Genomic DNA, 23,801 nt, shown 5'->3' with positions numbered 1-23,801 from the left:
TTTTTAGAGGTGATTGTGATGAATCAAACAATCGCTCGATTCGCAGCCGAACGGGTGCCGGTCGAGTTCGTCCATCATTACTTGTCTCACCCGCATGTGAACATGCACCAGTTCCATCCGAGCGTCCGAAGTAAGGCTGAACGGGCGCTTCGTTCCACGGTCACGTACGACCGCTTTCTGACATGGGAGGACGATTCGTTCCCGTCCGCGCTGCTCCAAATCCCGAATCCGCCGTATTGTTTGTTTTATCGAGGCGATTTAGAGGTACTACATCAACAAACGACCGCATTGGTCGGAAGCCGTGAATTGAATCGCATCAGCCGTCGGCTCGTCGAACATTTCCGTCCTTTAATAGAAGAAACTGTTTCCGTCTCGGGTGGGGCGCTCGGCATCGACGGTCTCGTCCATGAGCTAGCGCTCGATCATGACCGGCCGACCATCGCCATCCTCGGAGCGGGCTTTTCGCACTTATATCCACAAGTGCATGTGCCCTTGTTCGAGCGGATTTCGCGACACGGGTTACTGCTCACGGAATACACACCGGAAACACCTGTAAAAAAATTTCAATTTTTAGAACGAAATCGTCTTGTCAGCGGACTTGCCGATCGGCTCGTCGTCATTCAGGCCCGTCAAAAGAGCGGGACGATGAACACGGTCGGACACGCCCTCGAGCAAGGAAAGACGGTGTTCGCGGTGCCAGGAAGCCCGCTCGATCCGCTCGCGGCCGGTCCGAATCAATTGATTGAAGACGGGGCGATTCCATTGACGACTGCCGATCAAATTCTAACCTGTTCAAGGATTGGACGTTGACAAACCATCGACAACATGAATATTATGGTAGGGATTTAAATGACCTCTAAAAGGGGAGCAGATGTATGGCAAAATACTTGGTGATCGTCGAATCACCCGCGAAAGCGAAAACCATTAAACGTTATTTAGGATCGAATTACACGGTCAAGGCATCTATGGGTCACGTCATCGATTTACCGAAGAGTCAACTCGGTGTCGACGTGGAACATGACTTCGAACCGAAGTACATCACGATCCGTGGCAAAGGCCCAGTTTTGAAAGAATTGAAGACGGCAGCCAAAAAAGCGACGAAAATCTTTCTCGCGGCTGACCCGGATCGCGAAGGGGAAGCGATTGCTTGGCATTTAGCACGTGCCCTCGGTGTCGACGAAACGACCGAATGTCGTGTCGTCTTTAACGAGATCACGAAAGATGCGATTAAAGAGTCGTTCAAACACCCGCGTAAAATCAACCATGACCTCGTCGACGCCCAACAGGCGCGTCGAATTTTGGACCGTCTCGTCGGATACGGGATGAGCCCATTACTATGGAAGAAAGTCAAAAAAGGATTATCGGCCGGACGCGTTCAATCCGTGGCCGTTAAAATGATTATCGACCGGGAGCGGGAGATCAATGCCTTCGACCCAGAAGAGTATTGGACCATCAAACTCACCCTCAACCATGAAGGCGAATCGTTCGAGACTTCGTTTTATGGAAAAGACGGGAAAAAAATGGAGCTCAAGAGCGAGGCGGATGCCGACGCGGTGCTCAAAGCGATCGACGACTCATTCAAAGTCATCGACGTCACGAAGAAAGAGCGGAAGCGGAACGCCTCGCTCCCGTTCACGACGAGTTCGCTCCAGCAAGATGCGGCTCGTAAATTGAACTTCCGGGCCAAGAAAACGATGATGCTCGCGCAACAGCTATACGAAGGGATTGACCTCGGGAAGAAAGAAGGCACCGTCGGTTTGATCACGTATATGCGTACCGACTCGACGCGCATCTCGGATTTGGCGAAAGCAGAAGCGAAAGAGTATATCGAATCCACGTTCGGAGAAGAGTACGTCGCGTTGCAGAAACAAAAAGAGAAGAAAGCCGCGAACGCCCAAGACGCCCACGAAGCGATTCGTCCGACTTCGGCGTTGCGCGACCCGGCCTCGGTGAAAGCGTACTTGTCGCGTGACCAGCTCCGCTTGTACAAGTTGATTTGGGAGCGTCTCGTCGCGAGCCAAATGGCGCCGGCCATCCTCGATACGGTGAAAATCGACGTCGAGTCGAACGGCATGATTTTCCGTGCCAACGGATCGACCGTCAAATTCCCAGGTTTCATGAAAGTGTATATCGAATCGAAAGATGAAGATATCGAAGACACGAACCCGGAGAAGGAAGGGTTACTCCCGCCGCTCGAAGTGGATGACCTCGTCAAGTTCGAGGCAATCGAACCGAAACAGCACTTCACACAGCCACCGCCACGATACAGTGAGGCGCGCCTCGTCCGGGCGATGGAAGAACTCGGCATCGGTCGTCCGTCGACGTATGCACCGACGCTCGATACGATTCAGAAACGCGGTTATGTCGTCTTAGAAGAGAAGAAATTCGTCCCGACAGAGCTCGGCGAACTCGTCATCGAGATGATTGATGAGTACTTCAACGACTTCATCACCGTCCAGTTCACGGCCGATATGGAGACGCTCCTCGACTCGATTGAGAACGAGGAAGTCGAGTGGACAGAAGTCGTCGCTCCAATCTATCGCAGTTTCGAGAAACGTTTGAAACGGGCCGAATCGGAGATTGAGAAAATCGAAGTGAAAGATGAGCCGGCCGGCATCGACTGCGAAGTGTGCGGTTCGCCGATGGTCATCAAGATGGGCCGTTACGGAAAATTCATGGCGTGCTCAAACTTTCCGAACTGTACGAACACGAAACCGGTACAAGTCGAAATCGGCGTCCCATGTCCGAGCTGTAAAGACGGACAAGTCGTCGAACGACGCAGTAAAAAAGGTCGTCTGTTCTACGGTTGCTCGAACTATCCAGACTGTGAATTCGTCTCATGGGACAAGCCGGTCGCGAAACCGTGTCCGGAATGTGGTAAAATGATGGTCGAGAAAAAAATTAAAGACGGTGTGAAATATCAATGTACGAACTGTACCCATGCCGAGGTACATCAGTTAGAGGAGGATTAACTTTGCAGCAACGTGTAACTGTGATCGGAGCGGGCCTCGCCGGCTCCGAGGCGGCTTGGCAACTCGCGAAACGCGGAATTCAAGTCGATTTGTATGAAATGAGACCGGTCCGAAAGACACCGGCACACCATACGGACCAATTCGCTGAACTGGTCTGCTCGAACTCGCTACGAGCGAACGGGCTCCAAAACGCGGTCGGCGTCTTGAAAGAAGAGATGCGCACGCTCGACTCGCTCATCTTGAAAGCGGCCGACACGGCAAGTGTACCGGCCGGTGGCGCGCTCGCCGTCGACCGTCATGATTTCGCCGGATTCGTGACGGACACGTTGAAGAACCACCCGAACGTGACCGTGCACAATGAAGAGATCACGGCGATTCCGGACGGGATCGTCATCATGGCAACCGGTCCGCTCACGTCACCGGACCTCTCGGCTTCGCTCAAAGCGTTCACAGGGGAAGATTACCTTTACTTCTACGACGCCGCGGCGCCGATTTTGGATGGCGAGACGATCGACCGGGACAAGGTCTATTTGAAATCACGTTACGACAAAGGTGAGGCAGCGTACCTCAACTGTCCGATGACGGAAGAAGAGTTCGACGTGTTCTACGACGAGCTCGTCAAAGCAGAAGTCGTTCCACTCAAAGAGTTCGAGAAAGAGATTTACTTCGAAGGTTGCATGCCGTTCGAAGTCCTCGCCCAACGCGGCAAGAAGACGCTCTTATTCGGACCGATGAAACCGGTCGGCCTCGAAGATCCGAAGACGGGCAAACGTCCGCACGCGGTCGTGCAATTACGGCAAGATAACTCGGCCGGCACGCTCTTCAACTTGGTCGGTTTCCAGACCCACCTCAAATGGGGCGAACAGAAACGAATCCTTCAACTCATCCCGGGTCTCGAGAACGCGGAGATCGTGCGCTACGGTGTCATGCACCGGAACACGTTCATCAACTCGCCGAGCCTGTTGAAGCCAACGTATCAGGCGCGGACACGCGACACGTTGTTCTTCGCCGGTCAGATGACCGGTGTGGAAGGGTACGTCGAGTCGGCGGCGTCAGGTCTTCTCGCTGGGATTAACGCAGCGAAATTGATTGCCGGGGAAGAACTCGTCGTCTTGCCACGTGAGACGATGCTCGGTTCGATGGCGCACTATATTACGACGACGGACGGCAAGCACTTCCAACCGATGAACGCAAACTTCGGTCTCGTGCCGTCTCTCGAGGATGCACCGAAGAAGATGAAGAAGCAAGAACGGTACGAGCGTTACGCCAACCGTGCCCTTGAAACGATTCAGCAATATAAAGAGATTTAAGGGAAAGGAGCCATTTTTTGGCTCCTTTTTTGTGAATTTAAATTTCAATTGTGTAATTTGTACAACACTTTGAAAATTTTCAGATTATTGAAGGGCTATCTATTGTCACCTCTGACGGTGTGTGCTATGCTAATTTCGATTTGACGGGAACATGCGTTTTTAAGCTGAAAATGAGGGGGCGAGAGAATGGGATTCGGTGACGATCAACAGTCATTTTTGCGCTATTGCCAAGTCGAACGCCGACTGTCTCCCCATACGAAACGCTCTTACGAGCAGACGCTCGACCAGTACGCCGCTTATTGCCAATTGACACATCAAGATCCGTATGATGTGCAGTCGGCGCGGCGTTATTTATATGCTCTTTATGAGACCGATAGCGCCACGACGACGGTCGCCCAAAAAGTATCGTGCCTCAAGCAATTCGGGAAATTTGTGGCACGTGAGACGGGGGGCGAGCCACTGTTCCATGGCCTGACGTCCCCGAAGCGGCGCAAGTCGCTTCCGACGTTCGCCGTGCCGAGCGAGGTCGAACAGCTCATCGCGACCGCGGACGGACAAGATGACCCGTTCCTGCGGGCCCGTGATGTCGCCATCGTCGAGATGTTGTACGGGACGGGCATGCGCGTCGCCGAATTGTGCGGGATGGACGTGTCGTCTTACGATGCGGAACTCGCCTTCGTGCATGTCGTCGGGAAAGGGAAGAAAGAACGCTACATTCCAATCGGGCAGTTCGCCATCGAGGCGCTCGGTCGTTATCTTGACGCGCGCCAAACGTGCGCTTCTCCCCAAGAAACGGCATTATTCCTCAGTCAAAAAGGGAATCGAGTGACAACAGACCAAATTCGCTACGTCATGAAGCGTCTGAGAAAGCAAGGCGGCCTGCATAAGCCGTTGACGCCTCACTCGCTCCGTCACAGTTTTGCGACGGACCTGCTCGAGCGCGGGGCCGACCTCCGTGCCGTCCAAGAGTTGCTCGGTCACGAGTCGCTTTCGACGACGGGGCGTTACACCCATGTCTCGACAGAACGTTTGCGAGCGGTCTATCAAGCCACACATCCGAGAAAGTAGGAGGTCATCAGATGTTTCACGCAACCACGATTTTCGCAGTCCGTCACAACGGGCATGGTGCCATGAGCGGGGATGGACAAGTCACGTTCGGGAACGCCGTCATCATGAAAAACAAGGCCAAAAAAGTACGACGTCTCTACGGCGGTAAAGTCGTCGCCGGGTTCGCCGGAAGCGTTGCCGACGCATTCACGCTGTTCGAGAAGTTTGAATCGAAGCTCGAGATGTATAACGGGAACTTGCCGCGTGCGGCCGTCGAACTGGCCAAAGAGTGGCGCGGGGACAAGATGCTCCGTCAACTCGAAGCGCTCTTGATTGTCATGGACCGTGAGCACCTACTGCTCGTGTCGGGCAACGGCGAAGTGATTGAACCGGATGATGGTATTTTAGCGATCGGCTCGGGCGGGAACTATGCGCTCGCTGCCGGGCGCGCCCTCGTGCGCCATTCGCCTGAGAAATCAGCAGAAGACATAGCCCGCGCCGCTCTCGAGATTGCCGGAGAGTTGTGCGTCTATACAAACGACCAAGTCATCGTAGAAACGATCGGAGGCGATTCTGAATGAAACGTGAACTGACACCACGCCAAATCGTAGCGGAACTTGACCGCTTCGTCATCGGACAAAAGGATGCCAAGCGCGCCGTCGCTATCGCACTCCGCAACCGTTATCGTCGCCAAAAGTTGAGTGCCGACCTGCGTGATGAAGTGACACCGAAGAACATCTTGATGATTGGACCGACGGGTGTCGGGAAGACGGAGATCGCACGCCGCTTGGCCAAACTCGTCGGTGCGCCGTTCGTCAAAGTCGAGGCTACGAAATTCACTGAAGTCGGCTACGTCGGCCGCGATGTCGAATCGATGGTCCGCGACCTCGTCGAGGCATCGGTCCGGCTCGTGAAGGAAGAGAAGAAAGAGGGCGTGAAAGAGCAAGCGGAAGTCGCTGCGAAGGAACGCATCCTCGACGCGCTGCAAGGCAAGGCCAAAGTCGAACCGACCGCTGCTTCGAACCCGTTCGAGGCACTGTTCGGCGGCCAAACCCAAAAGGCCGAGGAGCCGACGAGCACGCAGTCGTCCGACCGTGCGCAGTTGCGTCGCTTGCTCGAGCTCGGTGAACTCGAAGAGCGATTGATTGAGGTCAATCTCGAAGAAAAGCAGACCGTCGACTTGTTCCAAGGGCAAGGCATGGAAGGCTTATCGAACTTGCAGGACATGCTCGGTCAAATCGTGCCGAAGAAACGGAAGAAACGTAAGTTGCCGGTCCGCGAGGCCCGTCCGCTCATCGTTGCCGAGGAAGCGGAAAGCTTGCTCGATATGAACGAGGTTCATGACGAGGCCGTGCGCCGCAGCGAACAGATGGGCATCATCTTCGTCGATGAGATCGACAAGATTGCGACGAAATCGCAAGACCATGCCGGTGTCTCACGAGAAGGCGTGCAGCGTGACATCTTGCCAATCGTCGAAGGGTCGACCGTCGTCACGAAATACGGGCCGGTCAAGACGGACCACGTGCTCTTTATCGCTGCCGGAGCGTTTCATATGGCAAAGCCGTCCGATTTGATTCCCGAGCTGCAAGGGCGTTTCCCGATTCGCGTTGAACTGAGCAGTCTGACCGAAGAGGACTTCGTCAAGATTTTGACGGAGCCGTCACAGGCGCTCATCAAGCAGTACACGGCACTCCTCGAGTCCGAGGAAATCAGCGTCGAGTTCACCCATCCGGCCATCGAAGAGATTGCGCGCATCGCGACGCACGTCAACCGAGAGACGGATGATATCGGGGCCCGGCGTCTGTACACGATCATGGAACGCGTCCTCGAGGACTTGTCGTTCGAGGCGGCCGACATGCCACAGACGCATGTTCAAATCACACCGGCCTATGTCAAAGAGAAAGTCGGCTCGATTGCGGAAGATCGAGACCTAAGCCAATTTATACTATAAGATTCTGTATGCACATACAGGGAGGAAAATAAGAATTATGAACTTACTAGACAAAACACGCCAATTGAACACGATGCTTCAACAAGAGGCAAGCGCACATGTAGACTTTAAAGAAATGGCGGATAAGATGCGCGAAGTACTCGAAGCAAACACGTTCATCGTCAGTCGTCGGGGCCGTTTGCTCGGCTTTGCCATCAAGCAACAAATCGAGAACGAACGCATGAAGGCGTTCTTGGTCGACCGTCAATTCCCGGAGCCATATGCCTCGAACTTGTTCAACGTCAAAGAGACGACGGAAAACATCGGCATCGACAGTGAGTATACGGCGTTCCCGGTCGAGAACCGTGAGCTGTTCCTCGACTCGATGACGACGATCGTTCCAATCATCGGTGGCGGGGAGCGTCTCGGGACACTCGTGCTCGGGCGACTCAACAACGAGTTCACGGAAGACGACCTCGTCTTGGCCGAATATAGCGCGACGGTCGTAGGGATGGAGATCCTTCGCGAGAAAGCGGCGGAAGCCGAGGCGTCAGCCCGTAAGAAAGCGGTCGTTCAAATGGCGATCAACTCGCTCTCGTATTCTGAACTCGAAGCGATCGAGCATATCTTTGAAGAGCTCGGCGGTAACGAAGGTTTACTAGTTGCTTCCAAAATTGCCGACCGTGTGGGAATTACGCGTTCGGTCATCGTCAACGCGCTCCGTAAATTGGAAAGCGCGGGCGTCATCGAGTCACGTTCACTCGGTATGAAAGGAACGTATATTAAAATATTGAATGACAACTTCTTGTTCGAATTGCAAAAGTTGAAATCGAACTGAAACAATTGTAATTCAGTCTATAAATCTAAAGAAGTCTACTGATTTAGGACTTTCGACTTATAAAGTCGCTCCCGACGAAATGGGAGCGGCTTTTTTTAGTGCAAAAGTAATTATTTTCAGAATTCGTCGTAAATTCGACAAAAAGAGAAGACAGCATTTACCTGTTTTAATAAAAATATCTTTCAACACTGTTACAGATTTGTTTCAATGAAATAGTGGATTTTCCAAATAAGGTATATACATGCATTCTTTTAGTGAAAGCGAGTGAAACGCATGAATTGGATTGGCAGCGACTATCAATTAATGAAGCAAGCGATCAATCATTCGGTCGTAAATCAAAAAGTCATCAGCCATAACCTATCGAATATCGATACCCCGAACTTCCGGGCGAAGCAGGCCGTGTTTGAACAGACGTTGAACAACGAGATGCGTCTCAAGCTGGCAGGCGGTCGTCCGAGCGAGCGCGCGGCGACGACGATCACGGACCGGGCCGGAGGCGCGATGCGAAGCGACGGCAATAACGTCGATCTTGATTATGAGATGAGCGAATTGGCACGGAACCAGCTTCAATATGAAGCGATGATGGAACAGTTGAACCGCCGACTCGGCGGACTCAAAACCGTCATTAGAGGAGGACGTTGACGATGGGCATGTTTGATAGTTTTCATATTTCGGCGACGGCACTGACGTCGCAGCGGCTACGGATGGACACGGTGTCCGCGAACATTGCGAACGCCCAGACGACACGCGGCAAGCTCGTCGACGGGGAGTGGCAACCGTATACACGGAAAATGACCGTGATGCAGGAAGCACCGTTTCGCCAACAGCTGTCCGCTGTCAGCGGCGGCGTCGAGGTCTCACAGATTGTAGAAGATGAGAGCCCGTACAAGCTCGTCTATGACCCGAGCCATCCCGATTCGGATGACCGGGGCTATGTCCAGATGCCAAACGTCGACCTATTGAAAGAAATGGTCGACTTGATGGGGGCGACGCGATCGTACGAGGCGAACATCGCTGCGATGAACGCTTCGAAGGCGATGCTCGTCAAGGCGATGGAAATTGGTAAAGGATAAGGAGTGACAATATATGCAAATCAACCCGATTCAATTGATGGGCACCCAACCGACAGGCGCACCGGCCGTGAAAGAGACGCCGTCTCAGTTCGGAACGTATTTGAACGAGGCGATGCGTTCGTTAAATGACGTCCAACAAGCGACGAGTGCGGCCCGAGCCGACCTCGCCGTCGGCAAAGCCGATTTACATCAGGTTATGATTCAAAGCGAAGAGTCGTCGATTGCGATGCAACTTGCGATAGAGGTGCGGAACAAAGCAGTCGAGGCCTATCAAGAAATGATGCGAATGCAAGTTTAAAGTAGAGGATGACGAGTAGCGATGAATGAAAAGTTAAAAGAACGATTCGGTTCACTGACCGGTTCGCTTCAAACGATAAAAACGAACCGTAAAATCATTTGGGGTCTCGTCATCGTCGGCGTGCTTCTCGTCGCGGTGCTCTTGACCGTCTGGCTGTCGCGCCCGAACATGGCCCCGCTCTATACGAACCTGTCCGCTCAAGAAGCGGGCGAGGTGACGGAACAGCTGACGGCCGACGGCGTGAAGGCTGAGATTAAAGCGACTTCGAACGGCGTCAGTGTGTACGTGCCGAGTGAACAAGTCGATCAACTGAAAGTCAGTCTGGCGGCAGCAGGTATCCCGAAGTCGGGTGCAATCGATTACAGCTTCTTTAGCGAGAACGCAGGTTTCGGAACGACCGACCGTGAGATGGCCGTCATCGAGCGGAGCGCGATGCAGACCGAGCTCGAACGGTTGATCACGCAAATCGAAGGAATCAACCAGGCAAAAGTCATCATCTCGATTCCCGAAAAGTCGGTCTTCTTGGCTGAAGATCAAGGGGAACCGACGGCCTCGGTCGTCTTAAATTTAGGAGCTGGTACGAATCTCGAGCCGGCGACGGTGAAAGGTCTCTATCACTTAATCAGTAAGAGCGTACCGAACTTGAAACCTGAAAACATCTCGGTCATGGACCAATATTTCACGTATTACGATTTAGACCAGACGACGACGGCCGGTGGATCATCGACCGACCCGCTCGTCTTAAAACGTCAAGTCGAGAAGGATGTCCGTCAACAGATTCAACAAATGTTGTCGGTGTTGCTCGGCGAACGAAGCGTGCTCGTCTCGGTCACGGCCGATATCGACACGACGCAAACGGCTGAAGAGCAAAACCTCGTGACACCAGTCAACGAGGACAGCATGGAAGGCATCGTCACGTCGGCCGAACGAATCGCTGAGGCGTATACGGGCGGAACCGGCGCGGCGACCGCTGCCGGAACGGCCGAGAACGATACGGTCAATTTCCCGGCTGCCACGGGCACCGGGGAAGAAGAGAGCGAAAAGAATCATGAAATCATCAATTATGAAGTCAACCGCATCACGAAACAGATTCAGAACGCACCGTACTCGATTCGTGACCTCGGTGTCCAATTGATCGTCGAACCACCGAACGGGGCGACGACCATCGATCCTCAGCTCGAGGGCGACCTCGAGACGATGATGTACTCGATTATCCGGACGTCACTCGCCAAGACCGGAGAGGCACTCACCGAGGCGGAACTTGAACAAAAAGTTGTCGTTGTCTCACGTCCGTTCGCAGAAACGGAAGAAGCGGCCGTGGTCGAACAACCGACCCAGTGGTGGATGTATGCCGCTGCAGCCGGTGCCGTCGTCTTACTCGCGCTCTTGTTCTTCGCGATGCGCAAGCGCAACCGCGAACCAATCGCCGAGTCGAATGAGTGGGAAGTCCCATATGAAGACGAAGTACCGGACCTCGACCTCGAAGAACGGGGCGAAGGGGCCGTCAAGAAGAAACAGTTGGAGAAATTGGCAGAGAGCAACCCAGAAGAGTTCGCCAAACTTCTCCGTACATGGATGTCTGAGGAGTGAGTACTGTGAATTACGCCAAACAACCGAACCGAGAAAAAGCGGCCATGCTCATGATCTCGCTTGGACCTGAAGTGGCAGCGAGCGTCTACAAGCATCTGTCCGAAGAAGAGATGGAGCAATTGACACTACAAATCTCGGCGTTGAAAAAAGTATCATCCGAACAGAAAGAAGCGATTATGGGCGAGTTCCACGAGCTCGCCATGGCACAGAGCTATATCACGCAAGGCGGCATCGGATTCGCGAAAACGGTGCTCGAGAAGGCGGTCGGGGAAGAGAAGGCGATGGCCCTCATCCACCGCCTCACCTCGACGCTTCAAGTCCGACCGTTCGAGTTCGCCCGCAAGGCCGACCCGAAACAACTGCTGAACTTTATCCAAAACGAGCATCCGCAGACGATCGCCTTGATTTTGGCGCATCTCGAACCGGTCAAGTCCGGACAGATTCTGTCTGAACTCCCACCTGAGATTCAGTCAGAAGTTGCCAAGCGGATTGCGACGATGGACCGGCTCAACCCGGATGTGATTCATGAGATTGAACAAATTCTTGAGAAGAACTTGTCCCAAACCGATATGCAAGACTACGCCCAATCCGGCGGCATCGAAGCGGTCGTCGAAGTGCTCAACGGCGTCGACCGTACGACCGAGCGCACGATTCTCGATGCGCTTGAAATCGAAGACCCGGAATTGGCCGAAGAAATCAAAAAACGGATGTTCGTCTTCGAAGACATCGTCACGCTCGATTCGCGGGCGATTCAGCGGATTATCCGCGAAGTGGCGAACGACGACCTCTTGCTCGCCCTCAAAGTGTCGTCCGACGAAGTCAAACAGGTTATCTTCAAAAACATGTCGCAACGAATGGTCGACACGTTCAAAGAAGACATGGAATTCATGGGGCCAGTCCGGTTGCGTGACGTCGAAGAGGCGCAAAGTCGCATCGTCGGTATCATCCGTCGCCTAGAAGACGTCGGAGAAATCGTGATCAGCCGCGGCGGAGGAGATGACATCGTTGTCTAATGTAATCAAACGTCACTATGCGACACCGCTCGAGCCGCAACGGATCGATTCGAAGCCCTTCCTCGAGCCGGTGAGTCCGCTTCACCACGACGAGGAGCGGGAACGATTGGCCCAAACACGCGCGGAGCTAGACGAACAAGCAGCCGCACTCGAGGCGCGCCGCACCGCGATGGAGCAAGAACTCGCCGACTTGCGGGCAGAAGTGCTCGTGTCGGCAAGGCAAGAAGGGTATGACGCAGGTTTCGACCACGGAAGACGGGAAGGCAAGGCCGAGTATGAGGAGTTGACGACCCGGTTGAACATGGTCAGCGTCGAACTCGAGCAGTCGTTTGACACGAAATGGCGGGACGCCGAGCAACAGCTCGTCACCCTCGCCGTCGAAGTCAGCGCCCGTGTGACGACAGAGCTCGTCCGAAACGATGAGGCGTTGTTCGCCGATCGGATTCGCGAACAGCTGCTCCGTCAACTCGATGCCGAATCATTGATGGTGTACGTCCATCCGACACGCCTCGCCACGATTCAACGGTTCGAAGCGGACTGGGTCCTCCCAGACGGCCCGACCATCAAGTATCGGGCGGATGCCGGTTTAGATGAGACGAGCGTACGGATTGAGACCCCGCAACACGGAGATGAGCTCGATTTAAGCTATAGCTTTGATCGCGTCCGCTCTAAAATCGAGGAGGTTCTGGCCGATGGCGCTTATTGATCACGTGCTCGAGTCGATTACATCCTCGCCCGATGACGAGTACGTCCGGAAAGTCGGGCGCGTCTGTCGGGTCGTCGGGCTAATGATCGAGTCGAACGGACCGAGCGCTTTTATCGGTGAACGTTGTTTGATTGAGCTCCCATCTGGTCAACACGTCGAGGCCGAAGTCGTCGGATTCAATGAGGCACGTGTCCTGCTCATGCCATACGGCGAAACGACGCAAATCGCACCGGGCTGTATGGTCAAAGGGACGGGACGGATGCTTCAAGTGCCAGTCGGCGACGAGTTGATTGGCCAAGTGCTCGACGGTCTCGGCCGACCGTTGTCCGGCGAAGGTATCACCCCTGGCGCACGTTACGACGTTCTGCGTAAGCCGCCGAACCCGCTGGAGCGCCCCCGCATTCTTGACGTCCTCTCGACGGGCGTTCGCGTCATCGACGGTCTGTTGACGGTCGGGAAGGGCCAACGGGTCGGATTGTTCGCAGGTTCCGGCGTCGGGAAGTCGACATTGCTCGGCATGATCGCCAAACGGTCATCGGCCGACATCAACGTCATCGCCTTGATTGGCGAGCGTGGCCGAGAAGTGAAAGAGTTCATCGAGAAAGAGCTCGGTCCGGAAGGGATGGCCCGTTCGGTCGTCATCGTGGCGACGAGCGACCAGCCGCCGCTCGTGCGGTTGAAAGGAGCCTATACGGCGACTGCCATCGCCGAATACTTCCGCGACCAAGGCAAAGAAGTCGTCCTTATGATGGATTCGGTGACCCGGTTCGCCATGGCGCAACGAGAGATCGGACTCGCCACAGGGGAACCGCCGACGTCGAAAGGATATACACCGTCCGTCTTCGCGATGCTGCCGCAACTGTTAGAACGAAGCGGGACCTCCGTGACGGGGTCGATCACCGCGTTCTACACCGTCCTCGTCGACGGGGACGATATGAACGAGCCGATCGCGGATGCGGTGCGCGGGATTTTAGACGGACACTTCGTCATGGACCGCTCGCTCGCGAACCGTGGGCAGTTCCCGGCGATTCACGTCTTGAAGTCGATTAGCCGTGTCATGAACCAAATCGCCACGCCGATGCACCGAGACGTCGCGCAGACGTTTCGCGGTTGGCTGGCGACCTATTTGGATGCCGAAGACTTAATTAATATCGGTGCCTATAAAAAAGGGACGAACCCGGCCATCGACACCGCCATCGAGCAGTATCCAAACTTGTTGACGTTTTTAAAGCAATCCATCGAAGAAGAGGCCCCGCTCGAGCAATCACTCGAACACCTGGCCCAAATCGTGCGAGGTGAACGATGAACAGATTATTGTTAGAGCGCATCATGCCGATCGCAGAACATGAGAAAGAAGAGTCGGCGACGGAAATGAGACAATATAAATCGCGGTTCGAGACGGAGATGGAGACGTTGTATCAGCTCGTCTTGACGTACGAGTCGCTCATGAAGAGTCAAGATGAACAAGCTGGCGTCATCGATCTGCTCATGTCGCAATACCGAGAGCAAACACGCGAACGGTTGAAGCGTCAAATCGAGACACAACAACTCGTCGTCCAACAGGCGCGGAATCGCTACCATTTGTCGCAGGAACGTCTGCTTGGAAAAGTCGTCGAGGAAAAGAAATATGTAACGTTGCATGAAAAAGTCAGTCAACATGAAGTGGCCGCGACAAAGCTCATCGAACAGCACTTCATCGATGAGTTGGCCGTGATTCATCACGGGAAAGGGAAGTAAACCGATGGAAAAAGACAATACGAAGCGGGGCAGACAGCTATTGGTCGCACTCGTTCTCGTGCCGGCCATCTTTCTACTCGTTGGAGGGATTGTCGTCATGAACTATGCGATGGACCGTCCGTTGTTATCGGTCCCGTTTCTCGAGACCGGTTCAAAACAAGAGCCGGAAGAGAATGTGAAGACGAACGTGAACGTGACCGGGATAGATTCCGATGCCGCGAATCGTTTGAAAGTGGCGAATGCTGAAATCGAGAAGCTACGGGCCGATAACGCCGAGTTGACGAACGAAGTGAAGGCTAGACAAGAAGAAGTCTCAAAGTTGATTCAAGAGCGGGACCGGCTCGTCGCAGAGTTGGCGACAGCCAGTGCGGTCGAAGAAGAAACGTCGGACGTGTCTCGCGTCTATGAAGAGATGTCAGCGAAACAAGCCGCTGCCATCATGAACGAGCTCGAAAGTCCACAAGTAGCGAACCTTTTGAAAGAATTATCGCCGAAGCAACAAGCCGACATATTGGGACGGATGGATGCCCAGCAGGCCGCCGTCGTTACCCAGTTGCTCCAGTGACTGGAAAGGAGGACATGATGATGAATATCGCCTTATTGGCCCAATCGATGCAAGGGGCACCGCAAAAGGGCGGGGACGCGACTGCAACCCCGACCGGACAGTTTTTAGAATTGCTCTCGGCCATGCTCGGTACGACACCGACTGCGGCGCCTGAAGCAATGGTCGTCTCGGAAGACGAAACATCACTCCCGCTCGAGAACGTATCGAATCGATTAGAACAGTGGCTTCAACAGCCGGATAGCCTGCAATGGTTGAAGTCGCTACCGGCCGATGCGTACCGGAAGTTCATGGATGCCTATATCGGGATTTTAAATCAAGTCGCCCCGGAACCGGCAACGGTCCCGGTCCCGGAAGAGTTGCCGGTACTCCTTACAAGCCAAGCGGCGGCACCGACGCTCTCGTTCACGCTCACGAAGAAAGAGACGGACACACTCGTCCAGACGGTGCCGGTCGATCAAGTAGAGGAGAACGTGCGCATCATCCAGCAAGTCGTTGCGCAGTTTAAAGGGACGCTCGGACAGACCCCAAAATCTTTACCCGGTGTGACACAACCTGAAACGCAACCCGTACCGGTGCAACAGCCGGTCAAAGAGGCCGACTGGATGCCGAAAAGTATGACGTGGTCCAAACCGAGCATCGACTCTGAGATGGTGATGTACGCCTCGAAAGGCTCATTGCCTGAGAACATGCAGGCCCGGATTGAAGCGGCCTTGCAACGCGCACCGTTCAAGAGCGGGGCCGATGGGTCGAAAGTGTTCACGGTCCGGCTGTATCCGGAACAGCTAGGCGAACTCGTCGTCAAACTCGAGCGGCAGAACGGGGAGCTCGTCGTCAAGCTGTTTGCGAGTAACCAAGAAGCGAAGCAGTTATTGCAATCGCAACTCGGACAGTTACAACAGACGCTCCAGCCCGCGAACCCGAACGTCCGGGTCGAGGTCAACTTGACCCAACAAGCGCTCGAGACGAAAAGCTCGAACTTCCAAGAGTTCGACCAGCCTGAACCGGAACATCATGAACAACCGAAAGGAGACCCTGACGATGACGACCATCCAGCCGAAGACGAATGATTACACGCTGCCGGATCAATCGATGCCGAAAGCGACGAACCAATACGATCAAAGCATGTTCTTGAAACTGTTGCTCGCCCAGCTCGCCAACCAAGACCCGATGTCACCGATGGAAGATCGTGAGTTCATCTCTCAGATGGCTCAGTTCTCTTCTCTCGAACAAATGCAGACGATTTCGAAACAACTCGACTCGGTGCTCGTCGACCGACAAATGGCCTCGATTTCGGAGTTCAGCAATATGATCGGGCAAACGGTCGCTTATACAAATGAAACGGAAACCGAGACGATTAAAGGCTTGGGACGTGTGCTCTCGATTTCGAAGACCGAAGCCGGCTATGTGGCCGACCTTGAAGACGGAACGTCCGTCAACGTGTACAACATCACTTCCATCAAACCAGCATAGGAGGATTCATCATGTTAAGAGCAATGTACTCAGGAATCAGTGGGTTAAAGAACTTCCAATCGAAGCTTGATGTCGTCGGGAACAACATCGCCAACGTCAACACGTTCGGTTACAAAAAAGGGCGCGTCACGTTCAAAGACCTCGTCAGCCAACAAGTCGGTAGTGCGACGGCGGCGAACGGTTTGAGCGGTGGGGTCAACCCGAAAGAAGTCGGTCTCGGGGGCACGATGGCGACCGTCGATAACGTCTATAACCAAGGCGCCATGCAAAACTCTGGTCGGGCGCTTGACGTCGGAATCTCGGGTGAAGGGTTCTTCGCCTTGGACGTGAACGGACAGACGCAATATACACGGGCCGGTAACTTCTATACGGACAACGCCGGCGACCTCGTGAACGGGGACGGGGCTTACGTCCTTAATACAAACGGCGGCCGCATCAATATCCCGACCGGTGCGAAGTCACTCTCGATTGGGAAAGACGGACAAGTCAGTTACGTCGATAATGCCGGAGCATCGACTGTCGTCGGTCAAATCCAAGTCGTCACGTTCGCCAACAACGCCGGATTGTCAAAAGTCGGCGCGAACAACTTCATTCAATCGCAAAACTCAGGCGTGCCGAACGGCGGGATTGCTGGACAAGATGGTCGTGGCGAGCTCGTCTCGGGCGCGCTCGAGATGTCGAACGTCGATTTGTCTGAAGAGTTCACCGAAATGATTGTCGCCCAGCGTGGTTTCCAGGCGAACACACGAATCATCACAACATCGGACGAGATTCTCCAAGAACTCGTCAACTTGAAACGCTGATGATTCACGTCACGACGCTCCGAGGTGAGGAACTCGTGCTGAACGCCTTGTTCATCGAGACGATCAAAGCCGAGCCCGACACGATCATTCACTTGTATAACGGAAAGACGTATATCGTCAGCGAGACGAAACAACAAATCATCGACCGGACGACGGCATTCTATGCCTCGATCGGTCTGGTTGGAACGATAGGCATACGAGGTGAAGAAGATGAGTGAAGAAAAACAAAAAGGCGGCGCCATGAAAATGGTGCTCATCCTGCTAGTCGTCCTGCTCGTCATGGGCGGGGCCGGATTCATGACTTATAAATACTTATTCGGGGACAACGTGACGGCGAAGACGAAACCGGTCACCGCCGAAGAATTGGCCGAACGCAGCTTCACGACGGACGATATGACGACGAACATCCAAGATGAGCGCTTCATTAACGTCCAGTTCACAATCGTGACCGATGCCGCGGAGACGAAAGAAGATCTCGAACTTCGGAAGTTCCAAGTGCATAACGTCATCCTCGGCGATTTGGCCGGCATGACGAAAGCGAAGCTCACGACGAAAGAGGACATGCAGAAGTTCGAGCAGTCGCTCCGCAAACAATTAAACGGGCTGTTGGAGTCAGGTGAGGTCCAACGAGTCTACATGACGAAGAAAATCATACAGTGAGGTGGCATCATGGGAGAAGTCTTATCTCAACAAGAAATTGATGCCTTGCTTTCGGCGTTAAGTAGTGGCGACGTCGAAGCCGACTCCTTTTTGGCCCAGGAAGAAGAGCGGAAAGTCCGGCAGTACGACTTTAAAAGGGCGGTCCGCTTCTCGAAAGACCAAATCCGAAGCTTGACCCGGATACATGAGCATTTCACACGGATGCTGACCACGTTCTTCTCGGCCCAGCTCCGGACGTACGTCCAGTTCACGGTCAACTCGGTCGAGCAACTTCCGTATGACGAATTCATTCATTCCATTCCGAGCATGACGATGATCAACTTGATTGAAGCACCGCCGCTCAATGGCCGTTTCATCATCGAAGTGAATCCGAACATCTCGTACGCGGTGCTCGACCGCCTACTCGGCGGTCCCGGGGTCGAGATTGAAAAAGTCGAGAGCTTCACGGAAATCGAGATGCGCATCTTGACGCAATTATATAAACGAGCGTTTGCCGGATACGGAGACGCTTGGGAATCGATTGCCGAAATCAAGTCAGAGATGACAGCGGTCGAGGTCAATCCTCAGTTCCTTCAACTCGTCTCGCCAAACGAGACGGTCGTCCTCATTTCAATCGGCGTCACGATCGGCGAAGTGAGCGGGACAATCAACGTCTGCTTGCCGTTCGTGACGATTGAGCCGGTGTTATCGAAACTATCGAGTCATTATTGGATGCAAGAGGCCAATCGCCGCAATGCGAGCGGGAACAGTAAAGAACCGCTCAAAGCCCAGTTGATGAACTCGTCGGTCGAGGTCGTATCCCTGCTCGGGGAGACGACGATCACGTTCGGTGACTTGTTGCATTTAGAGGTCGGGGACTGCTTGACGCTCGATCAGTTGGTGAAAGACCCGTTATCGATCATGGTAGGGGAAAATAAAGTGTTCAGAGGGCAAGTCGGTGTGAGCGGGAAGCGGATGGCGGTCCAAGTGCTCCACCGGGTGAAGGAGGAAGAGCAATGAGTGAGATGTTGTCACAAGATGAAATAGACGCGTTATTGCGCGGGACGAGCGAGTCGTCAAAACCGGAGGCGAATCCTGAAGAACATCTTGATTCGATGGAAAGCGACGCCTTAGGGGAAATCGGAAATATCTCGTTCGGTAACTCGGCGACGGCGCTATCGACGTTATTGCAACAAAAAGTAGAAATCACGACGCCAATCGTCAGTGAAGTCACGATCGATGCGCTCCGTGAGCGTTATCCGACGCCGCACGTCGCACTTCGAGTCGGCTACACGGAAGGCTTGAAAGGCGAGAACGTGCTCGTATTGACACGTGAAGACGCCGCCATCATCTCCGACTTGATGCTCGGTGGAACCGGGATCGGAGTCGATCCGGAAGGGCTCGATGAGATTCGTCTTTCAGCCGTCCAAGAGGCGATGAACCAAATGATGGGTGCGGCAGCGACATCCTTGTCGACCGTGTTCTCGAAAAAGATTGATATTTCACCACCGCTCGTCGAAGTGTTCGATGCGACGAAAAAACAAACGATTATCGACCGTCTCGAACTTTGGGAGACGATGGTGCTCATCGAGTTCAACTTGAAGGTCGGCACGTTAATCGATTCGAAAATCGTTCAAATCGCACCGGTCCAGTTCGGGAAACAACTCGTCAACGAACTGATGGCCGCCACGTCGCCAGCCCCTGTCGCGCCGGCTCCACCAGCTGCTCAGGCCGCACCGAAACAAGAGGCAGCGCCGGCACCAGCCGCGGCCGCCCAACAACCGGTTCGTCCGCAAGCGAAATCGGTACCGGAAGTCGCCGTCAGCCAGGCCGAGTTCATGCCGCTCCATGCACCGACGACGAACGACTCGATTCCAGCGAATCTGGGATTGTTGTATGACGTGCCGCTCAACGTGACGGTCGAACTCGGACGGACGAAACGTTCGGTCCGAGAAGTGCTCGAGCTGTCACAAGGCTCGATTATCGAACTCGACAAGTTGGCCGGTGAGCCGGTCGATATTTATGTGAACCAACAGCGGATCGCCCGCGGCGAAGTCGTCGTCATCGAAGAGAACTTCGGCGTCCGTGTAACAGAAATTATCCAACCGCACGAGCGGATTGGCATCGTTTAAGGAGGAAGAAGAATGAGTGCAAAAATTTTAGTAGTAGATGATGCAGCGTTCATGCGCATGATGATTAAGGATATCTTGACAAAGAATGGATTTGAAGTCGTCGGTGAAGCGGAGAACGGTGTCGATGCGGTAGCGAAATATCGTGAACTCATGCCCGATCTCGTCACGCTCGACATCACGATGCCAGAAATGGACGGCTTGGCCGCATTGAAAGAAATCCGTGGGTTCGATTCGAACGCGAAAGTCATCATGTGTTCGGCGATGGGACAACAAGCGATGGTCATCGATGCGATTCAAGCAGGAGCCAAAGACTTTATCGTCAAACCGTTCAACGCTGAACGCGTCGTCGAGGCAGTCTCAAAAACGGTCGCACAATGAACAAGTGGTGGTTGATTATCCTTCTCGTGGCTGGGCTATTCGTCCCGGCCACGGTCGAGGCCGCCACCGTCGACCAACAGTTCGAACAGCAACAGCCAGACACGAAAGACGAACCGGTCACATCGGCCGTCTCATCGGTCGGCACGGCCATCAAGCTCATCTTGAGCATGGTCGTCGTCATCGGTGGGTTCCTCGTCCTCGTGCGATGGTTGAACGCACGGACACAAGGCGTGAAGTCGGCTCAGCATTTGACCCATCTCGGCGGTGTCCCGCTCGGTAAAGACCGTTCGGTGCAACTCGTCAAGCTCGGTGAACAAGTGTACGTGCTCGGTGTCGGCGACTCGATTCAATTGCTCGACCGGATTGATGCCGAAGCGATGGACGAGGCGGCGCTCGATGCCCCGGCCTTGAACCAGTCGAACTCGTCGGCTTTTCTCGACACGTTCAAACAACAGTTGGCTCAGATTGAAGAAGTGAGGAAGAAACGATGACGACGATTGAACAATTAATCAATTTGGAGACGCCAGACAGTACATCGACCTCGATCAAATTATTGGTCGTGCTCACCTTGCTCACGCTCGCGCCTTCGTTTTTAATCTTGATGACTTGTTTCACACGGGTCGTCGTCGTGCTGTCGTTCATCCGTCCGGCACTCGGGACGCAACAGACGCCACCGAACCAGTTGATTATCGGGCTCGCCCTGTTCATCACATTGTTCGTCATGTCGCCTGTGCTATCGGAATTGAATGAGCAGGCGTTGTCACCGTATATGGATGACGAAATCAGTCAAGACGAGGCGTTCGAAGAGGCAGGAAATACGATGAAGCGGTTCATGGCCCAATATACACGCCAAGAGGATTTGCAATTATTTATTAAATATGGGAACTATGAGCAACCTGAGTCGGTCGAAGATGTCCCGCTACTCGCGATGGTCCCGGCCTATGCAATCAGTGAGTTGAAAACGGCGTTCCAAATCGGATTCATGATTTTCTTGCCATTTTTGATTATCGATATGGTCGTGGCGAGTGTTCTCATGTCGATGGGGATGATGATGCTTCCGCCGGTCATGATTGCATTGCCGTTCAAATTATTACTGTTTGTGTTGGTGGATGGATGGCACTTGATTGTGGAGTCCTTGCTTAGAAGTATGTAGGAGGAACGAATATGACGCAGGAAATGGTCATTTATTTGGCGACGGAGAGTGTGTGGACGTTATTGAAAATCTCGATGCCGCTCTTATTGATTTCACTCGTCGTCGGTCTCGTCATTTCGATTTTACAGGCGACGACACAAATTCAAGAGCAGACGTTATCGTTCGTCCCGAAGATCGTCTCGGTCTTTATCGGGCTCGTCGTCTTTGGACCTTGGATGCTGCAACAGATTGAAGGGTTCACCCGTTTGATTTTTGAACTGATGGTCGAGGTCGCCTCGAAATGAACGCGGTCGATTTCATCAGTCTGTATGGGTTGACGTTCGCCCGTCTCTCCGGCTTCTTCGTGAGCGTCCCGTTATTTTCATCCCGGCAACTGCCGGTCATGCACCGCGTCGCGTTCAGTGCCTTTTTAGCGTACTATGCGATGTTCACGGTGACAGAGCCGCTCGATCTCGGGCAAGCCTATATCTTACAGGTGTTGTACGAGGTATTGATTGGGTTGGTGCTCGGTATATTGATTAACATTTTATTCTTCGCCCCCCAGATTGCGGGTGGCGTCATCGATTTACAGCTCGGACTCGCGATGGCATCGGCCTATGACCCGATGTTCGGAGGGCAGTCGCCGCTGATCGGTCGATTCTATTATATTTTTACGTTGTTCATCATGCTATCGAGCAACTTACATCTGCTGCTGATTGATGGCATCTATTATAGCTTTCAAATTTATCCGCCGGGTCAGCCGATCATCGACTTTAGCGAAGCGTCACTCATGATGGCCGTCAAGGTCGTCACGATGACGATGATGGTCGCCTTGCAGCTTGCCTTTCCGCTCATGGCGTCGCTCTTGCTCGTCGACATGGCGCTCGGGTTCTTGGCGAAATCAGCGCCGCAATTCAATATTTTTGCAATCGGATTCTCATTCAAGCTGATTGCGGGATTTTCAGTCATGGTCGTCATGATGGGGTTGACCTTGAACGGCATCAGCCAATTCATCCCGATTTTACAAGAAGTGTTACGTGATTTTATGACTGTGCTAGGAGACGCCTCATGAAGCCTCTATATACCTTATCGGTCGATCTTCAATTTTTTGCAGGAGAAAAAACCGAAAAAGCAACACCACGAAAACGAGAGGACTCGCGCAAGAAGGGACAAGTGGCCAAGTCGGCCGATTTGACCGGTGCCTTCGCCCTGTTCGCGATGTTTCTCATGTTATCGTTTTTAGGGCCTTATCTCGGCAAACAGTTGTTCAGTGTGACAAAAGATTTGCTCGGTCCGAGCTACTTGCTGTTCGATCTGTCGAACGGATTGTCCGGCATGCTCACCGACTTGCTGCTTCGCGTCGGACTAATTGTGGGCCCGTTCTTCGTGGTCGCCGTCGTGTTCGGGATATTAATCAACTACCTTCAAATCGGGACGTTGTTCTCGGGTGAGGCGATTCAACCGAAACTCGAACGGATCGATCCGATTAAAGGGGTCAAACGGATTATCAGTATGAAAGCGGTCGTCGAATTTTTAAAGTCCTTATTCAAATTATTGATTATCCTGACGACTGCCGTCGCCGTGCTCTGGCAGAACCAAAAAGAACTGTCTCGCATGGCGGTCGAACATATCCGTGAATCGGTCATCGCGCTCGCCCATATCACGATTGAACTCGGACTGTGGGTGAGTGTGGCCTTGCTCGCGCTCGCGTTGCTTGACTTTTTCTATCAACGATTCGATTTTGAGAAATCGATTCGCATGTCGAAGCAAGATATTAAAGACGAGTATAAGAACAGTGAGGGTGACCCGCTCATCAAGTCGAAGATTAAACAACAACAACGGGAGATGGCGATGCGCCGCATGATGCAAGAAATTCCGAACGCGGACGTCGTCATCACCAACCCGACCCATTATGCCGTCGTCATCCGGTACGACGACACGAAAGACTTCGCGCCGCTCGTCGTCGCCAAAGGGGTCGATCGCGTCGCCTTCAATATCCGGGACGTGGCCAAAGAACATGATATCCCGATTGTCGAAAATAAACCGTTGGCCCGGGCGCTGTACGCCCAAATGGATATCGGGGAAGTCGTGGACGAGTCGTTTTATCAGGCGATTGCCGAAGTGCTCGCATTCGTCTATCAGTTGAAACAACCGTCTTGAGGAGGAGT

General features: G+C 53.5%; 29 protein-coding genes. All 29 read left to right on the top strand.

Annotated features, from left to right (window positions below; genetic code table 11):
* Nucleotides 1-18: 18 nt before the first annotated feature.
* Nucleotides 19-810 (top strand): DNA-processing protein DprA, encoded by a 792-nt coding sequence (gene dprA, locus KNP83_RS08045; protein WP_214762034.1) that lies wholly within the window; start codon nt 19-21, stop codon nt 808-810.
* Nucleotides 811-875: 65 nt separating this feature from the next.
* Complete coding sequence (gene topA / locus KNP83_RS08040; RefSeq protein WP_214762033.1) at nt 876-2,972, top strand: type I DNA topoisomerase; 2,097 nt, start codon at nt 876-878, stop codon at nt 2,970-2,972.
* A gap of 2 nt (nt 2,973-2,974) precedes the next feature.
* The gene (gene trmFO / locus KNP83_RS08035) at nt 2,975-4,282 is read left to right on the top strand and encodes an FADH(2)-oxidizing methylenetetrahydrofolate--tRNA-(uracil(54)-C(5))-methyltransferase TrmFO (protein ID WP_251128877.1); all 1,308 of its coding nucleotides are present in this window, start codon (nt 2,975-2,977) and stop codon (nt 4,280-4,282) included.
* Between the two features lie 186 nt (nt 4,283-4,468).
* The gene (locus KNP83_RS08030; RefSeq protein ID WP_214762032.1) at nt 4,469-5,350 is read left to right on the top strand and encodes a tyrosine-type recombinase/integrase; all 882 of its coding nucleotides are present in this window, start codon (nt 4,469-4,471) and stop codon (nt 5,348-5,350) included.
* Nucleotides 5,351-5,361: 11 nt separating this feature from the next.
* Nucleotides 5,362-5,910: an ATP-dependent protease subunit HslV gene (gene hslV, locus KNP83_RS08025; protein ID WP_021067113.1), complete on the top strand. Its 549-nt coding sequence runs from the start codon at nt 5,362-5,364 to the stop codon at nt 5,908-5,910.
* On the top strand, nt 5,907-7,280 hold the full coding sequence (gene hslU, locus KNP83_RS08020) for an ATP-dependent protease ATPase subunit HslU (RefSeq protein WP_214762031.1): 1,374 nt from the start codon (nt 5,907-5,909) through the stop codon (nt 7,278-7,280). The genes hslV and hslU overlap by 4 nt, the downstream gene beginning before the upstream one ends.
* A gap of 37 nt (nt 7,281-7,317) precedes the next feature.
* Complete coding sequence (codY, locus tag KNP83_RS08015) at nt 7,318-8,097, top strand: GTP-sensing pleiotropic transcriptional regulator CodY (RefSeq protein ID WP_016508279.1); 780 nt, start codon at nt 7,318-7,320, stop codon at nt 8,095-8,097.
* Between the two features lie 273 nt (nt 8,098-8,370).
* Nucleotides 8,371-8,739 (top strand): flagellar basal body rod protein FlgB, encoded by a 369-nt coding sequence (gene flgB / locus KNP83_RS08010; RefSeq protein WP_131433917.1) that lies wholly within the window; start codon nt 8,371-8,373, stop codon nt 8,737-8,739.
* Between the two features lie 2 nt (nt 8,740-8,741).
* Nucleotides 8,742-9,170: a flagellar basal body rod protein FlgC gene (flgC, locus tag KNP83_RS08005; protein WP_214762030.1), complete on the top strand. Its 429-nt coding sequence runs from the start codon at nt 8,742-8,744 to the stop codon at nt 9,168-9,170.
* 13 nt (nt 9,171-9,183) lie between these two features.
* A complete protein-coding gene (gene fliE, locus KNP83_RS08000; RefSeq protein ID WP_214762029.1) occupies nt 9,184-9,468 on the top strand; it encodes a flagellar hook-basal body complex protein FliE in 285 nt (94 codons plus the stop codon).
* A gap of 21 nt (nt 9,469-9,489) precedes the next feature.
* Entirely contained in the window at nt 9,490-11,058 is a 1,569-nt protein-coding gene (gene fliF, locus KNP83_RS07995) for a flagellar basal-body MS-ring/collar protein FliF (RefSeq protein ID WP_214762028.1), read from the top strand.
* 5 nt (nt 11,059-11,063) lie between these two features.
* Nucleotides 11,064-12,071, top strand: a complete 1,008-nt coding sequence (gene fliG / locus KNP83_RS07990) for a flagellar motor switch protein FliG (RefSeq protein WP_214762027.1) — start codon at nt 11,064-11,066, stop codon at nt 12,069-12,071.
* Entirely contained in the window at nt 12,055-12,777 is a 723-nt protein-coding gene (locus KNP83_RS07985; RefSeq protein ID WP_214762026.1) for a FliH/SctL family protein, read from the top strand. The genes fliG and KNP83_RS07985 overlap by 17 nt, the downstream gene beginning before the upstream one ends.
* Nucleotides 12,764-14,083 (top strand): flagellar protein export ATPase FliI, encoded by a 1,320-nt coding sequence (gene fliI / locus KNP83_RS07980; protein ID WP_214762025.1) that lies wholly within the window; start codon nt 12,764-12,766, stop codon nt 14,081-14,083. Before KNP83_RS07985 ends, fliI begins: the two co-directional genes overlap by 14 nt.
* Nucleotides 14,080-14,514, top strand: a complete 435-nt coding sequence (locus KNP83_RS07975; protein WP_214762024.1) for a flagellar FliJ family protein — start codon at nt 14,080-14,082, stop codon at nt 14,512-14,514. The genes fliI and KNP83_RS07975 overlap by 4 nt, the downstream gene beginning before the upstream one ends.
* A gap of 4 nt (nt 14,515-14,518) precedes the next feature.
* The gene (locus KNP83_RS07970; RefSeq protein WP_214762023.1) at nt 14,519-15,079 is read left to right on the top strand and encodes a MotE family protein; all 561 of its coding nucleotides are present in this window, start codon (nt 14,519-14,521) and stop codon (nt 15,077-15,079) included.
* 20 nt (nt 15,080-15,099) lie between these two features.
* Nucleotides 15,100-16,146, top strand: coding sequence for a flagellar hook-length control protein FliK (locus KNP83_RS07965; protein WP_251139285.1), 1,047 nt, complete (start codon nt 15,100-15,102; stop codon nt 16,144-16,146).
* On the top strand, nt 16,118-16,549 hold the full coding sequence (locus KNP83_RS07960) for a flagellar hook capping FlgD N-terminal domain-containing protein (RefSeq protein WP_214762021.1): 432 nt from the start codon (nt 16,118-16,120) through the stop codon (nt 16,547-16,549). Before KNP83_RS07965 ends, KNP83_RS07960 begins: the two co-directional genes overlap by 29 nt.
* Nucleotides 16,550-16,560: 11 nt before the next feature.
* Nucleotides 16,561-17,352, top strand: coding sequence for a flagellar basal body rod protein FlgG (gene flgG / locus KNP83_RS07955; protein WP_214752226.1), 792 nt, complete (start codon nt 16,561-16,563; stop codon nt 17,350-17,352).
* The gene (locus KNP83_RS07950; protein ID WP_214762020.1) at nt 17,352-17,570 is read left to right on the top strand and encodes a flagellar FlbD family protein; all 219 of its coding nucleotides are present in this window, start codon (nt 17,352-17,354) and stop codon (nt 17,568-17,570) included. Before flgG ends, KNP83_RS07950 begins: the two co-directional genes overlap by 1 nt.
* Nucleotides 17,563-18,012: a flagellar basal body-associated FliL family protein gene (locus KNP83_RS07945; RefSeq protein WP_021067128.1), complete on the top strand. Its 450-nt coding sequence runs from the start codon at nt 17,563-17,565 to the stop codon at nt 18,010-18,012. Before KNP83_RS07950 ends, KNP83_RS07945 begins: the two co-directional genes overlap by 8 nt.
* A gap of 9 nt (nt 18,013-18,021) precedes the next feature.
* The gene (gene fliM / locus KNP83_RS07940) at nt 18,022-19,011 is read left to right on the top strand and encodes a flagellar motor switch protein FliM (protein WP_214762019.1); all 990 of its coding nucleotides are present in this window, start codon (nt 18,022-18,024) and stop codon (nt 19,009-19,011) included.
* Nucleotides 19,008-20,123, top strand: a complete 1,116-nt coding sequence (fliY, locus tag KNP83_RS07935; protein WP_214762018.1) for a flagellar motor switch phosphatase FliY — start codon at nt 19,008-19,010, stop codon at nt 20,121-20,123. The genes fliM and fliY overlap by 4 nt, the downstream gene beginning before the upstream one ends.
* Nucleotides 20,124-20,135: 12 nt before the next feature.
* Entirely contained in the window at nt 20,136-20,501 is a 366-nt protein-coding gene (locus KNP83_RS07930; RefSeq protein ID WP_021067131.1) for a response regulator, read from the top strand.
* Nucleotides 20,498-20,992 (top strand): flagellar biosynthetic protein FliO, encoded by a 495-nt coding sequence (locus tag KNP83_RS07925; RefSeq protein ID WP_214762017.1) that lies wholly within the window; start codon nt 20,498-20,500, stop codon nt 20,990-20,992. The genes KNP83_RS07930 and KNP83_RS07925 overlap by 4 nt, the downstream gene beginning before the upstream one ends.
* On the top strand, nt 20,989-21,654 hold the full coding sequence (fliP, locus tag KNP83_RS07920) for a flagellar type III secretion system pore protein FliP (protein WP_214762016.1): 666 nt from the start codon (nt 20,989-20,991) through the stop codon (nt 21,652-21,654). Before KNP83_RS07925 ends, fliP begins: the two co-directional genes overlap by 4 nt.
* Nucleotides 21,655-21,665: 11 nt before the next feature.
* Nucleotides 21,666-21,938 carry a flagellar biosynthesis protein FliQ gene (fliQ, locus tag KNP83_RS07915; protein ID WP_021067134.1) on the top strand — a complete coding sequence of 91 codons (273 nt, stop codon included), beginning with the start codon at nt 21,666-21,668 and terminating at the stop codon, nt 21,936-21,938.
* A complete protein-coding gene (gene fliR / locus KNP83_RS07910; protein ID WP_021067135.1) occupies nt 21,935-22,705 on the top strand; it encodes a flagellar biosynthetic protein FliR in 771 nt (256 codons plus the stop codon). Before fliQ ends, fliR begins: the two co-directional genes overlap by 4 nt.
* Nucleotides 22,702-23,793 carry a flagellar biosynthesis protein FlhB gene (gene flhB / locus KNP83_RS07905; protein WP_214762015.1) on the top strand — a complete coding sequence of 364 codons (1,092 nt, stop codon included), beginning with the start codon at nt 22,702-22,704 and terminating at the stop codon, nt 23,791-23,793. Before fliR ends, flhB begins: the two co-directional genes overlap by 4 nt.
* Nucleotides 23,794-23,801 lie beyond the last annotated feature (8 nt).

This window comes from Exiguobacterium sp. s146, from assembly GCF_018618415.1.
GTDB lineage: Bacteria > Bacillota > Bacilli > Exiguobacteriales > Exiguobacteriaceae > Exiguobacterium.
Note: the sequence above shows the minus strand (reverse complement) of the source record. Positions and strands in the feature narration are given on the sequence as shown.

Coding starts and splice junctions, on each gene's coding strand:
- dprA (WP_214762034.1), top strand. CDS start 19: ATGAATCAAACAATCGCTCGATTCGCAGCCGAACGGGTGCCGGTCGAG.
- topA (WP_214762033.1), top strand. CDS start 876: ATGGCAAAATACTTGGTGATCGTCGAATCACCCGCGAAAGCGAAAACC.
- KNP83_RS08030 (WP_214762032.1), top strand. CDS start 4,469: ATGGGATTCGGTGACGATCAACAGTCATTTTTGCGCTATTGCCAAGTC.
- hslV (WP_021067113.1), top strand. CDS start 5,362: ATGTTTCACGCAACCACGATTTTCGCAGTCCGTCACAACGGGCATGGT.
- hslU (WP_214762031.1), top strand. CDS start 5,907: ATGAAACGTGAACTGACACCACGCCAAATCGTAGCGGAACTTGACCGC.
- codY (WP_016508279.1), top strand. CDS start 7,318: ATGAACTTACTAGACAAAACACGCCAATTGAACACGATGCTTCAACAA.
- flgB (WP_131433917.1), top strand. CDS start 8,371: ATGAATTGGATTGGCAGCGACTATCAATTAATGAAGCAAGCGATCAAT.
- flgC (WP_214762030.1), top strand. CDS start 8,742: ATGGGCATGTTTGATAGTTTTCATATTTCGGCGACGGCACTGACGTCG.
- fliE (WP_214762029.1), top strand. CDS start 9,184: ATGCAAATCAACCCGATTCAATTGATGGGCACCCAACCGACAGGCGCA.
- fliF (WP_214762028.1), top strand. CDS start 9,490: ATGAATGAAAAGTTAAAAGAACGATTCGGTTCACTGACCGGTTCGCTT.
- KNP83_RS07985 (WP_214762026.1), top strand. CDS start 12,055: ATGACATCGTTGTCTAATGTAATCAAACGTCACTATGCGACACCGCTC.
- fliI (WP_214762025.1), top strand. CDS start 12,764: ATGGCGCTTATTGATCACGTGCTCGAGTCGATTACATCCTCGCCCGAT.
- KNP83_RS07975 (WP_214762024.1), top strand. CDS start 14,080: ATGAACAGATTATTGTTAGAGCGCATCATGCCGATCGCAGAACATGAG.
- KNP83_RS07970 (WP_214762023.1), top strand. CDS start 14,519: ATGGAAAAAGACAATACGAAGCGGGGCAGACAGCTATTGGTCGCACTC.
- KNP83_RS07965 (WP_251139285.1), top strand. CDS start 15,100: ATGAATATCGCCTTATTGGCCCAATCGATGCAAGGGGCACCGCAAAAG.
- KNP83_RS07960 (WP_214762021.1), top strand. CDS start 16,118: ATGACGACCATCCAGCCGAAGACGAATGATTACACGCTGCCGGATCAA.
- flgG (WP_214752226.1), top strand. CDS start 16,561: ATGTTAAGAGCAATGTACTCAGGAATCAGTGGGTTAAAGAACTTCCAA.
- KNP83_RS07950 (WP_214762020.1), top strand. CDS start 17,352: ATGATTCACGTCACGACGCTCCGAGGTGAGGAACTCGTGCTGAACGCC.
- KNP83_RS07945 (WP_021067128.1), top strand. CDS start 17,563: ATGAGTGAAGAAAAACAAAAAGGCGGCGCCATGAAAATGGTGCTCATC.
- fliM (WP_214762019.1), top strand. CDS start 18,022: ATGGGAGAAGTCTTATCTCAACAAGAAATTGATGCCTTGCTTTCGGCG.
- fliY (WP_214762018.1), top strand. CDS start 19,008: ATGAGTGAGATGTTGTCACAAGATGAAATAGACGCGTTATTGCGCGGG.
- KNP83_RS07930 (WP_021067131.1), top strand. CDS start 20,136: ATGAGTGCAAAAATTTTAGTAGTAGATGATGCAGCGTTCATGCGCATG.
- KNP83_RS07925 (WP_214762017.1), top strand. CDS start 20,498: ATGAACAAGTGGTGGTTGATTATCCTTCTCGTGGCTGGGCTATTCGTC.
- fliP (WP_214762016.1), top strand. CDS start 20,989: ATGACGACGATTGAACAATTAATCAATTTGGAGACGCCAGACAGTACA.
- fliQ (WP_021067134.1), top strand. CDS start 21,666: ATGACGCAGGAAATGGTCATTTATTTGGCGACGGAGAGTGTGTGGACG.
- fliR (WP_021067135.1), top strand. CDS start 21,935: ATGAACGCGGTCGATTTCATCAGTCTGTATGGGTTGACGTTCGCCCGT.
- flhB (WP_214762015.1), top strand. CDS start 22,702: ATGAAGCCTCTATATACCTTATCGGTCGATCTTCAATTTTTTGCAGGA.